Source organism: Photobacterium sp. WH77 (assembly GCF_022014395.1).
GTDB classification, from domain to species: Bacteria; Pseudomonadota; Gammaproteobacteria; order Enterobacterales; family Vibrionaceae; genus Photobacterium; species Photobacterium arenosum.
This window is the reverse complement of sequence record NZ_JAKLTE010000006.1, coordinates 160,015-171,702: the sequence shown is the minus strand read 5'-3', so window position 1 is coordinate 171,702 and position 11,688 is coordinate 160,015. Positions and strand designations below refer to the sequence as shown.

12 protein-coding genes are annotated in these 11,688 nt (G+C 51.5%); 1 reads left to right on the top strand and 11 read right to left on the bottom strand.

From position 1 onward, the window contains the following. Positions 1–11: 11 nt before the first annotated feature. Positions 12–1,895, bottom strand: coding sequence for a flagellar hook-associated protein FlgK (gene flgK / locus L6J37_RS08775; RefSeq protein ID WP_192014691.1), 1,884 nt, complete (start codon positions 1,893–1,895; stop codon positions 12–14). A 213-nt stretch (positions 1,896–2,108) separates the two neighbouring features. Between flgK and L6J37_RS08770 the strand changes: the two genes are divergently transcribed. Next, positions 2,109–2,834 (top strand): hypothetical protein, encoded by a 726-nt coding sequence (locus tag L6J37_RS08770; RefSeq protein WP_237794793.1) that lies wholly within the window; start codon positions 2,109–2,111, stop codon positions 2,832–2,834. A gap of 43 nt (positions 2,835–2,877) precedes the next feature. Here L6J37_RS08770 and flgJ read toward each other — a convergent pair whose 3' ends face one another. The 10 genes from flgJ to L6J37_RS08720 all read right to left on the bottom strand — a co-directional run bounded on the left by flgJ (position 2,878) and on the right by L6J37_RS08720 (position 11,674). Further along, positions 2,878–3,909, bottom strand: coding sequence for a flagellar assembly peptidoglycan hydrolase FlgJ (gene flgJ / locus L6J37_RS08765; protein WP_237794792.1), 1,032 nt, complete (start codon positions 3,907–3,909; stop codon positions 2,878–2,880). Between the two features lie 62 nt (positions 3,910–3,971). Then, positions 3,972–5,069, bottom strand: coding sequence for a flagellar basal body P-ring protein FlgI (locus L6J37_RS08760; protein WP_272872717.1), 1,098 nt, complete (start codon positions 5,067–5,069; stop codon positions 3,972–3,974). A gap of 40 nt (positions 5,070–5,109) precedes the next feature. Next, on the bottom strand, positions 5,110–5,880 hold the full coding sequence (gene flgH / locus L6J37_RS08755) for a flagellar basal body L-ring protein FlgH (RefSeq protein ID WP_192014689.1): 771 nt from the start codon (positions 5,878–5,880) through the stop codon (positions 5,110–5,112). Positions 5,881–5,898: 18 nt separating this feature from the next. Beyond that, positions 5,899–6,687, bottom strand: a complete 789-nt coding sequence (gene flgG, locus L6J37_RS08750) for a flagellar basal-body rod protein FlgG (RefSeq protein ID WP_027253919.1) — start codon at positions 6,685–6,687, stop codon at positions 5,899–5,901. An 18-nt stretch (positions 6,688–6,705) separates the two neighbouring features. After that, positions 6,706–7,455 (bottom strand): flagellar basal-body rod protein FlgF, encoded by a 750-nt coding sequence (gene flgF / locus L6J37_RS08745; protein ID WP_237794791.1) that lies wholly within the window; start codon positions 7,453–7,455, stop codon positions 6,706–6,708. A 231-nt stretch (positions 7,456–7,686) separates the two neighbouring features. Continuing rightward, positions 7,687–8,988, bottom strand: coding sequence for a flagellar hook protein FlgE (gene flgE / locus L6J37_RS08740; protein WP_192014687.1), 1,302 nt, complete (start codon positions 8,986–8,988; stop codon positions 7,687–7,689). A gap of 92 nt (positions 8,989–9,080) precedes the next feature. Then, positions 9,081–9,794, bottom strand: a complete 714-nt coding sequence (locus L6J37_RS08735; protein WP_192014686.1) for a flagellar hook assembly protein FlgD — start codon at positions 9,792–9,794, stop codon at positions 9,081–9,083. An 18-nt stretch (positions 9,795–9,812) separates the two neighbouring features. After that, a complete protein-coding gene (gene flgC, locus L6J37_RS08730) occupies positions 9,813–10,229 on the bottom strand; it encodes a flagellar basal body rod protein FlgC (RefSeq protein ID WP_027253915.1) in 417 nt (138 codons plus the stop codon). Positions 10,230–10,232: 3 nt separating this feature from the next. Continuing rightward, positions 10,233–10,628, bottom strand: coding sequence for a flagellar basal body rod protein FlgB (gene flgB / locus L6J37_RS08725; protein ID WP_192014685.1), 396 nt, complete (start codon positions 10,626–10,628; stop codon positions 10,233–10,235). 215 nt (positions 10,629–10,843) lie between these two features. Further along, positions 10,844–11,674: a CheR family methyltransferase gene (locus tag L6J37_RS08720; RefSeq protein ID WP_192014684.1), complete on the bottom strand. Its 831-nt coding sequence runs from the start codon at positions 11,672–11,674 to the stop codon at positions 10,844–10,846. Positions 11,675–11,688 lie beyond the last annotated feature (14 nt).

The window sequence follows — 11,688 nt, the reverse complement described above, 5'->3', positions numbered from 1 at the left end:
GCTTTAACTCCTTATCGCGCGGCATTAAGCAAAGTATTAAAGGTTTCGTTCGCCACCGTCATAATGCGGGACGATGCCATGTAGGCCTGCTGGAACTTCATCATGTTTGCGGCTTCTTCATCCATGTTGACGCCGGATATTTCAGCCACACGGCTCTCTGCAGCTTCTTTTTCCTGACGACCCACTTCTTTCAGACGTGCGGCCGATGCGCGCTGCACACCCATTTCGGTGTTCAGCCCCTCATAGACGTCGATCACGCTGGATCGGCCTTTATTCATGAGCTTCATATCCTGAAGATCCTGCATTTTGATCAGGTTCCCGTTATCGCCGGTGGCCGCATTCAGGTTAACGGCAAAGACGTCACCGCCTGCCGCACCATTACTCAGAGTGAACCCGGTGCCGCCGACCACCACCTGCCCGCTTGGCGGATAAGGCTGCGGAGCCTGCAGCACATTGCCCTGCATATCCAGCACCGCAAACTGCGAGGAGTCGGGTGATACCGCAACCTGGAATTCACGTAACGGGCCGGGAGATGTAATAGCAAACTCGGCTTTTCCCTGCGCCTGCGTTGCAGAGCTGAGATAACTCTGCGCCGCAATTTTTGCCGGATCTGTCATTTCAGCCTGCACGTCTCTGGCCGCATTGCGGGTAGGCCGCAGCAGGATTTTTTCGCCGCTGGCAATCGGAGCGGCAATTTCTATCCGCACGCCATCAACATCGAAACTCGGCGGCAGGCCACTCGGAATGACGGACTGCGAAGAACCATCCGGCATTTTCAGCGTATGCTGACTGCCGTTGAATCCCAGCTCGTACTCACCGGCCTGCAACTTGCTGAGATCCTGTATATACACCTTCACCTGCGCACTTGAGCCCTGGGGGATCAGCGCGCGGGAGGCGGCAACCTCAGGGGCATTGACATCGGTAAACATGGCCTCACCCACCTGACCGTTCAGATCCAGCCCCTGTGACTGAAGCTGATTCACCGACTCGGTGAAACCTATGGTCATTTTGCCCAGCTCATCCATCACCTGTGGCAAGGTTTTGTCACGGTATTCAAACAGTGACGCCAATTTGCCGCCAACATCGTCCGAGCTAATGGCTTTCAGGGATTTACCTGCCACCACTGCCAGCTGGGTCTGTTGCGGATCCGGATCGCCATTGATCATTTGCAGCTCGCTGGAATGGGTCCCGGACACCAGGGTATGGCCACTGCCGATCAGGACGTTGAAGGTTTCCGCGTTCTTGCGCGTGACCGTGACTTTGGTGTAAGTCGACAGCTCATTGATTAACTGCTGATGTCTGTCCATCAGGTCGTTATCTGCGCCGCCGGCCGGGGTTTTCAGCAAAGCCTGATGGATTTCCACCAGCTCGCGGCCAATGTCATTCACTCTGTGCAGGGTTTTTGCCAGTACGTCATTGGTGACGTCTTTCTGTTCGGCCAGAACCCGGTGGGTGTCATTCAAACCGGCCGCAACCATTTTGGCTTTTTCCAGCACCACTTTGCGGGTGCCCAGATCATTGGGGCTGTCAGCCATTGCTTTGACGGCGTCGTACCACTGGTTCATATCCTGCGGCACCTGACTGGCACTGTTTGCCAGCAGCTTATCGAGCCGCTCCAGCTGGCCGTCGCGCTCAGTGGCGTAACTGTGATTGGTCGTGGTGAGGTTCAGCTCGTTAGTGGCAAACTGATCATAACCGCGGCGAACTTCTGCCGCGTGTACGCCCGTGCCGTAGTTATTGCCGCCCCACCACAGGGGATCGTTGGTCTGCTGCACCACAGACTGGCGGCTGTAACCATCCGTATTGACGTTGTTGATGTTATGGCTGGTGGTATTCAGCTGCCTTTGCGCTGTTAACACACCTTGAGAGCCCAAACTGAGCAAATCGAACGCCATTGCGCCTCCAGAAAACCTCGGGGGGAGTTACTTTACTGGAGATTAATAAGCAAAAATCATTCCAATATATAAGTCATTGTTTTTAATTGATTAAATTAAATATAAGTCGGCTAAAGGAAAAAGGTTGCCGCACATCGCAAAATATGAAGAAGAATTATTTACAAAAAGGTGCACTGAACTAATATGCAATTGAATTCACAATGGAGTATAACAATGTTCAATTATAAAAAACTGATTGTATTGTCAGCGTCACTCGTAACCAGTCTGGCCTATGCCGGTACCGAGACAAATGCGTTTGATACGGAAGGGAACCCCATTTATGTAGACACTTCCCTGCTATATCAAGATCCTGATACCAAAGTAATGACTGACCCAGATGGTCATCAATATATATTTACCGGTACCATTGAATGGTTCGATGAGTCAGGTAATCCAATCATTAAGGAGTGTTCCGAGGCGTTATTATTTACTGATCCAAGTAATCCGCCAGACTTCAGTATTGTTGACCTTCCTGGCCCTAATTGCGTAACACAAAGAATCACAACGGATAGTTATGAAGAAGTGCCGGTTAGTGAACTCGCCGAGCCCAAAGTTCCTGCAAATAAAATTGAAACAAAAGCCAGCACTCTCAATGAGAACGATATTATGGCTTTAAGCTGTCGAAGATTTTCAGCATATGCTTCACCGAATTTTTGGAGCAAACCTATAGCAATAGGTAGCCATATTGGTGCAACAACATACAATGTCAGCTCTAAAATACTTGGAAAAACATTAGTTCAGACATGGGTAAGATTCTGGGGGCCAGCTAATGTATGGGAAAATCGACAATTTAATGGGAATGGTTCAACCACAATAAGAACAGGAAATGCAGCTGCAAGCGTTTACACAACATACAAAGGAATTCCGCTAGGCTCAGCGGTTGAAGGTAAAATTTGCTAATCAATTAACTTTACGGCTAGAGATTATTTTCTAGCCGTATTTTTTACTTCATCAGTTTTTTCACCGACTCCATCACATTGATGATTTTATCGGCGTATTTCGGATCGGTCGCGTAACCGGCCTGATGCAGGTTACGAATAAAACGGCGCGGATCTTGCGGCGAGGCCAGTGCTTCTGAATAACGCGGGTTGTCATTCAAAAAACGGACATAGTCGTTGAAACTGTCTTCATAAGTATTGTAAGAGCGGAATGCCGCCCGCTCCTGAACCGGAATGCCGTCATGGTATTCCAGCGTCTGAGTGGCCACTTTATTGCCGGCCCAGCGTGGGTCCGCTTTGATGTTGAACAGATTATTACTGTCACCTGCCGCATTTTTCACCACTTTTTTACCCCAGCCTGTTTCCAGTGCCGCCTGCGCAATCAGCACTGCCGGATCGGTGCCCAGCATGCCTGCCGCTTTTTCAGCAAACGGACGCATGCGGGTCACGAAATCTTCCGGCGAAGAAAACGGTTTTTCCTGCGGCTGGCGCAATGGCGGACGGACAAACTCGGCTGGCGTGGTGGCAGAAGCTGCTGGTATCGCCGCTTGTTCCGGCGCTGACGCAGCTTTCTCTTTAGCCGCCGTGTCTATAGCCGTTGCATCTTTGGCTGCGAAGACTTTGGCAAGCACATCATCGGCAGACACCTGACGCGACTGCTGAATGGCCTCGAAACCGGCGGCTTTTTCTTGCGCCGCTTTCGCCTGCTCTTCCGGTGTTGCCGGTGGCTGCTCTAATGCGCTGAGCTGTTCCACGATCAGATCAGCCAAACCAAGCGAACCGCGGGCGCTGAGTTCACTGGACATTTGCTCGTCGCGCATTTCTTCAAAAAACTTGGTGTTTGAGCTGCTCATCAGATCAGACTCAAAGGCTTCATTGGCCTGACGCATCGATTTAAACAGCATTTGAGTGAACAGGGCTTCAAACTGCTCTGCTGCTGCTCTCAAAGATTCCGTATCCCCTTTGCCTTTGATGCCAGCACGAAGTCTGTCAAGATTAGCAAGGTCGTTGACAAAGCCTGGGTCCGTCGGTTTCATCGTCAGTTATCTGCCTGTAATGGTCTTTCCATCAGCACCTTCACACAAGGTGCCAGCCATAATTAAATAATGATCAGCTGGCCTTCAATGGCACCAGCCTGTTTCAGTGCCTGCAGAATCGCCATCAGATCGGAAGGCGCAGCCCCCACCTGATTGACCGCGCGTACCAGCTCATCCAGGGTAATCCCCGGATTGAACTTAAACATCCGGGAGTCTTCTTCCGTCACTTCAATCTGAGAGTCAGGTACCACCACAGTTTCGCCGCCGGAGAATGGATTGGGCTGGCTGACAGTAGGATTTTCCCGGATCGACACTGTCATACCACCGTGGGTAATCGCTGCCGGTTTGAGCTTTACATGCTGCCCGACAACGATTGTCCCGGTACGGGAGTTCACGATAATTTTCGCCGCGCCTTCGGCCGGGTCGAATTCAAGATTTTCGATAGTCGACAGGAAAGCCACCCGCTGGCTCACATCTCGCGGCGCACGTACACGTACCGAAGTGGCATCAATGGGCGCGGCCATATCAGGGCCGAGAAACTGATTGATGGCATCTGACATACGTTGCGCTGTGGTGAAATCAGATTCAAACAGGTTAAAAGTCAGATGATCGCCGCGGCTGAACGGGTTAGGGACTTCCTGCTCGACAATCGCGCCGTTTGCAATGCGGCCGACCGTCGGGTTATTGCCCACCAGCTTAGAACCGTCCAGACCTTCGGCACTGAAGCCGCCAACCACCAGGCTGCCCTGCGCCACCGCATAGACTTTACCGTCCAGGCCGCGCAGGAAAGTTTGAATCAAGGTGCCGCCGCGCAGGCTTTTCGCCGAGCCGATAGAAGAGACAGTGATATCAATATGCTGACCTTGCTTGGTGAAAGGCGGCAAGGTCGCGCTGACAGCTACAGCGGCCACATTCTTGGTTTTGGGTTTGGTGCCTGCCGGCAACTGGATGCCGAAGTTTTGCAACATGGCATTGAAGCTCTGGTCGGTAAATGGCGTGGTTTCCCCGGTTCCCGGCAGACCAACAACCAGACCGTAACCTGACAACTGGTTACTCCGCACCCCGGCAACTTCAGAGACATCCTTAATTCGGGCGGCCTGCAAAGGGAAAGCCATCAACAGGGCGAGTCCTGCCCATAGCATTTGTCTGGTCACTGTCATACTCTCATCGTCGGGTGGCGGTTAAAGGGAAATACATGGCTTACAAACTGACGTTAAAGAACCGGGCCAGCCAGCCCTGCTCCTGTACATCCTGCCTGTCGCCGGTGCCGGAATACTGAATGCGGGCATTGGCAATCCGGGTCGATTCTATGGTGTTTTCCTGCGTGATGTCATCAGGACGAATCGTGCCGCTCAGCCGGATATACTCATCACCGCTGTTGAGTGTCAGCCACTTCTCGCCGCGCACCAGCAGATTACCGTTCGCCAATACGTCAACCACTTCGACTGAAATTGAGCCCTGAATGCTGTTGCTCTGGTCGGCTGAGGTACTGCCTGAAAAGGTATTGGAGTTATTGACATCGTAAGAGATGTCGCGATCGCCAATCGTCAGCGGCTTGCCGCCGAGTGTCAGGGGGTCCATGGTAAGATCTGTCGACTTGTCGAGATCGGTACTGGCACTTTTATTCGCTTTGTTTTTCTCAGCCAGCATCACGGTCACGATATCACCGATCCCGCGCGGACGGGTATCATCATACATATCCTGCGCCAGCGCCTGGCTGAACAAAGAACCGGTCGCCGTGGCGTAATGAGCCGGTTTATCCTGCGGGCGAACACTGCTCCAGGCCGGGTCGCCGGCCTGCGGATCATCACGACGACGTACAAGGTCAATCAAATCACCGCCCGATGAATCCTGATTCCCTTCTACGGCATCGACATTGGTCGTCGCCTGTGTCAGCTCATCCTGTTGTTCCGGCATCTGGACACAACCGGTCAGCGTCAGTATTAAAGCAGTCAACAACCAATTTTTCATCTTAGACCCCACTCTTAATTAAAGCTGCTGGTTCACATAGCTCAGCATCTGGTCAACGGTTGAAATCACTTTGGAGTTCATTTCGTACACGCGCTGAGCTTCAATCATATTGACCAGCTCTTCAGTCACGTTCACGTTGGACGTTTCCAGCATTGACTGGCGGATCTGGCCAAACCCTTCCAGACCTGGCACGCCTTCCTGCGGATCGCCGCTCGCACCGGTTGGCAGGAACAGGTTCTGACCGATAGGCTCCATACCGCCCGGGTTGATAAAATCAACCGTGGTCAGTTGGCCCAGTACCAGGCTTTCCTGCTGGTTACGGATACGGGCAGACACTTCACCGTCTGTACCGACAGTAATACTGACCGCATCTTCCGGCACGACAATTTCAGGCTGCAGCAAATAACCGCCACCTGAGGTCACCATCTGGCCTTCTTCATTGATAGTGAACTGACCATTCCGGGTGTAGCCTATGTTGCCGTCCGGCAGCAGGATCTGAAAGAAGCCATCGCCTTCAATCATCATGTCCATGGCGTTATTGGTGGTCTGGGTATTACCCTGAGTAAACACTTTTTGTGTTGCCACCACCTTTGAACCCGCCCCCAGCATCAGACCGGATGGCAAGGTCGTATCCTGAGTGGACTGGCCGCCAGGCTGGTTGATGTTCTGATAAAACAGATCCTCGAACACTGCGCGGCTCTTTTTGAAGCCTATGGTCGAGGCGTTAGCCAGGTTATTCGAAATGGTCGAGATGTTTGTTTGCTGAGCGTCAAGACCGGTTTTACTGACCCATAATGCTGGATGCATGTGTTATTCCTTTCCTAATTAGCCCAAACGCAGCAGAGACGAGGACGCCTGGTCCATTTCCTCTGCGGTTTTCATTAACTTAACTTGCATTTCAAAATGACGCTGAAGATCTATCATGCTGGTCATTTCACCCACGGCATTCACGTTACTGCCCTCTAGCGCACCGCTCAGCAGAGTCACCTCAGCATCGGCGTCAAATAACTGCGCAGGCACTTTGGATTTGAACAGGCCATCAACGTCTTTAAAAACTTCACTGTTGTCCGGCTTCACCATTTTAATGCGATCAACCACTTCCATCGCATCGGCCGGTGCGCCCTGAGGACGGACCGAAACAGTGCCATCCTTACCGATTTCAATTTTGCTGATTGGCAGAGGAATAAAAATCGGGCCGCCATTTTCACCGACCATCAGGCTGCCATTGCTGTTTTGCAGCAAGCCTGTCTGATCGATTTTCAGGTGACCGGCACGGGTATAAGCTTCCTGGCCGCTGGCATCCAATACCGCCAGCCAGCCGTTACCTTCTACGGCAACATCCAGATCCCGGCCTGTTGTCATCACTGCCCCCTGGGCAAAATCCTGCCCCGGTCTCTCTGTCATGGAAAACACACGGGACGGCATGCCTTCGCCAAACGCCTGCATACTCCGCGCCTGCTCTAAATCAGCGCGAAAGCCAGTCGTACGAACGTTAGCCAGGTTGTTGGCATGAAGCTGCAAGCCATACATATCTTGTTTAGCGCCGCTCATTGCCAGGTACAGTGCACGATCCATTTCGAGTCTCCCAATCAGTACTGCAGCTATAGAAGCAATATACGTACCACATTGGTAAATGGCTGAAAAACAGTCATGAAACAGCGAAAGATCAGGTAATTAGTGAGAGATGCTTTCCATAACAAAGATGGGAAATCAGCGAGGTGCCAAAGAAATGGCTTCTGAAAGACAGGTGTCGGACAAACATTGCCGCCATCAGAGGCTCAGGCGGCAATGTCAGACGAGATGAGATTAACGAATTTGCAGTATGGTCTGCTGGAGACTGTTGTCCACTTCCAGGGCACGGGAGTTGGCCTGGAAATTACGCTGCGCGGTGATCAAATCCACCAGTTCCTGAGTCATGTCAATGTTTGACTGCTCCAGCGTACCGCTTTTCACCGAACCAAACGCACCGAAGGTCGCCTCCCCCCAAACAGCAGCACCAGACTCCTGGCTTACCGCCCATTGAGTGCCGCCCTTAGACAGCAACCCCTGCTCGTTCGGAACACGAACCATACCGACACGGCCAAGGGTAATGTTTTCCCCGTTACTGTAGGTTGCCACAATAGAGCCTTTGGCATCGACATCCACTTTGGCCAGATAACCTGTGGTGGCACCATTTTCACTGAACTTACGCACTTCAAACGGCGCCGCAAACTGAGTAGGGGCATCAAAGTTAAAGTTAAGCGTCTGTGAACCATCCGCACCGTTCATGCTCAGGCCAGCCGCACTGAAAGCTTCAGAAATCATCGGGTTACCGCCATTTACCTGGGCGACTGTTCCGTCGAAGTTAAAATCAACCAGTGCGCCGGTATGTCCCGCGACATTGGTTGCCTCACCGTCGGCAATGTCCAGCGGCTTCTCACCGTCGGCATCCGTCACGGTATAAAACGTCGCCCAGCGATTTGGCTGCGTATTGTCCTTCACATAATAACTGGTCATTTTGTATGGCTGACCTAAGGAGTCATACATGGTGACAGAAGTGGATTTGTTATAGGTATCCTGGTCTTCAAAGTTAAACTGATTGATGTCTTTCGGGTCGCCGTTAGCAGGCAGGTTGACACCAATCTCGACCTGACTGGTGGCTTTCGGCTGACCAAATTGATCCGGCACTTTCAGTGCCTGTGGTTCATAAGAGACCACCTGATCCGTTTCCTGATCCACACCGTATCCCAATAAGAACTGATCTTCTGAGTTAACAATGTAATTATCTTTGTCCAGATGGAAAGCACCGTTACGGGTCAGGCTGTTATTGTTCGGCTCCAGACGCTGGTCTGATACGGCAAAAAAGCCGGTACCGGAAATACGCAAATCCATCGGGTTGTTGGTATAAATACTGGAACCTTCATGAAACTGCTGAGCAACCACAGAATTCTGGACACCACCACCTGTAGTGGTTTTGGTGTTGGAAAAAATAGAGTTTGAATACACATCACCAAATTCGGCCCGCGACTCTTTAAAGCCGTAAGTATTGGCGTTGGCAATGTTGTTACTTGTGGTGTTCAAATCTTTCTGGGCGGCGCCCAGTCCACTCAGTGCGACATTAAAGCCCATAGGTGACTCTCCTGAATTCTGTGTACAGCGTACTTATTGTTCACCAGCCACACCTTATTGATGTCGCTGGTGATTTATTAATGCGTCCGGCGTTATGCCTTGCCGACTTCCAGCACTTCAGCCAGCTTAATCGGGGACTCAAATCCAGCCAGATTCAGCATGACATTACCGTCACCATTGCCCAGCAGCACGCTGTTCACGTTGGCGTAAGTCGAAACGTCAAATTCTGAGTTCTTGCCGTCGGCCAGTCCGCTGACTTTCAGCTGATACTTACCGGCAGGCAACATATTGCCGCGGTCATCTTTACCGTCCCATGCCACGCGATGATCACCGGCAGGCTTAGAGCCTAAATCAAAGCTGCGTACCAGCTCGCCTGTTGCATTTTCAACCCGAACAATCAGGTTATTAAGCGATTGCGGCAACTTAACCATTCCCGCGACACCACCTTCGGCAGATTTCGAGCCGGTTGGATTCGGAACAAGCACATCGCGGCCGACCAGAGAAGATGCCTGCAGGGCCTGATTGGATGTCATGGCAGCATTCAGGCCACCAAACTGTTCGTTCATCTTGCTGATGCCGTCAACTGTGGCAAACGACGCCATCTGCGCAATCATCTGATCATTACCAACAGGTTTGAACGGATCCTGCTGCGACATCTGCTTGGTCAGCAATGACAGAAAATCTTCCTGCTTAAGCTCTTGTTGTCCAGTTACTTTCTGCTCAGACTGCAGTTTTTTCTCCTGCATGCTCTTAAGCTGGTCAATATAGGACAAAGGGCTTTGACCTGTGCCTTTAATACCGGTCATGTCAGTTACTCCCTACCCTTATTTGCCCATCTGCAGTGTTCGCATCAGCATCTGCTTACTGGCATCTGCGACCTGAACATTGCTTTGATAGGAACGTGAAGCCGAGATCATGTTCGCCATCTCTTCCATCACGTTAACGTTCGGTTTATAGATATAGCCTTCGGCATTGGCCAAAGGGTGTGCCGGGTTATATTCCGCCGTCAAAGGCTTCTGGCTTTCGACAATGGCTTTCACCCTTACAGGAACACTTTCTTCACGCTGGTAGCTGGCACTTTGCAGCGCCGCCTCGAACACAGGGTGACGCGCCTTGTACGTTTGTGCCGCAGAGCTGCTGACGGTGTTGGCATTCGCCATGTTACTGGCCGTGGTGTTCAGACGTACGGATTCTGCACTCATTGCCGAACCGGTGACATTAAAAACGTTAAACAAACTCATTTATTAATCCCCTTTTAATGCCTTGCTCAGATTACTGAATTTCGAGCCCAGAAAATCCAGCGATGCCTGATACTCCAGCGCGTTTTGCATAAACAGATTTTGCTCCAACTGAGCATCGACCGTGTTGCCATCACCGGTATCCGGCTGATCGGGCACACGGTACTTCTGTTCACCCATGACTTTGGTGGAGGCAGCAATATGCCGCTCATTGGTACGGCTGAGGCCAACTTTTGCCTCTGATGTTGCCGCATTCAGCGCGCGCTGAAAGTCCATGTCTTTTGCTTTATAACCGGGTGTATTGGCGTTAGCGATGTTACTGGCAAGGGTTTCAGCCCTTTTACCCCTGACACCAACTGTGTATTGGTGCACACCTAATGCTTTATCAAAAGAAATGGCCATCGTCTGCCTCCTGAATCACTTACTGATTTATCTGCAAAGGGCGTGCCAATATTGAAAATGGTGTGATAGCGGAACGAAAGGAGGCGATGCCGGCAGTCTTGCGGGGGCAAAGCACAAATGCAGGGATGCAAAAAAGGGTCCATTACGGACCCCTCTGTTCTAATACTTCTGTTCTCATGCATCAGTTCTAATGCGTCGGCTCGACTACGACGGCATCACTTCAGCTTGTAGATAATACCCGGGTTACAGCGGATCATCTCAAACCTGTCAGTCAGTCCGGTCAGAGACTCAGATGCGCCCAGCAGCAGGTAACCGCCTGGGTTCAGGCTGGCCGCCATTTGATTGAGCACTTTCGCTTTCATCTCTGGCGCAAAATAAATCAGGACATTGCGGCAGAAAATCACATCAAACTTACCGAGCAACGCGTAGCTGTCTTTCAGGTTTTGCGGACGAAAATTTACCATCTGCTTTACCTTGCTGCCAATTCGCATCCGCCCGTCGCCAATCGGTTCGAAAAACGCTTGCCGGCGCTCCGGGGACAGGCCACGGCCTAACGCCAGAGCGTCATACACACCCGTCCGGCACATATCCAGCATGGTTTGCGAAATATCTGTGGCAGTCACCTGAATGCCCAGTGGCAACATACCAGGGCGGCGCTGCTGTGTTTCCAGTACTGTCATGGCAATGGAGTATGGCTCCTGGCCTGAAGAGCTTGCGGAAGACCAGATGCGTATCGGCCGCTTATTCGTGGCCAGTTCCGGCAGGATCTTGTCGGCCAGTACAGTATACGGATAGGTATCCCTGAACCACAGTGTCTCATTCGTTGTCATGGCATCAACTGCCGCGACCCGTAATTCACGGTTACGGCCACTGATCACAATCTGCAACAATTCAGAGAGCGACGCCAGACCAAAGCGGTTGACCAAAGGACTCAGGCGACTCCGAACCAGATACTGCTTGCTGTCGCCAAGAATGATACCGCATTGACCTTCCAAGAAACGGCAAAAATCTCGATATTCCTGGTCTTTAATTGTTATGGCTGTCATCTACTACTCTAACG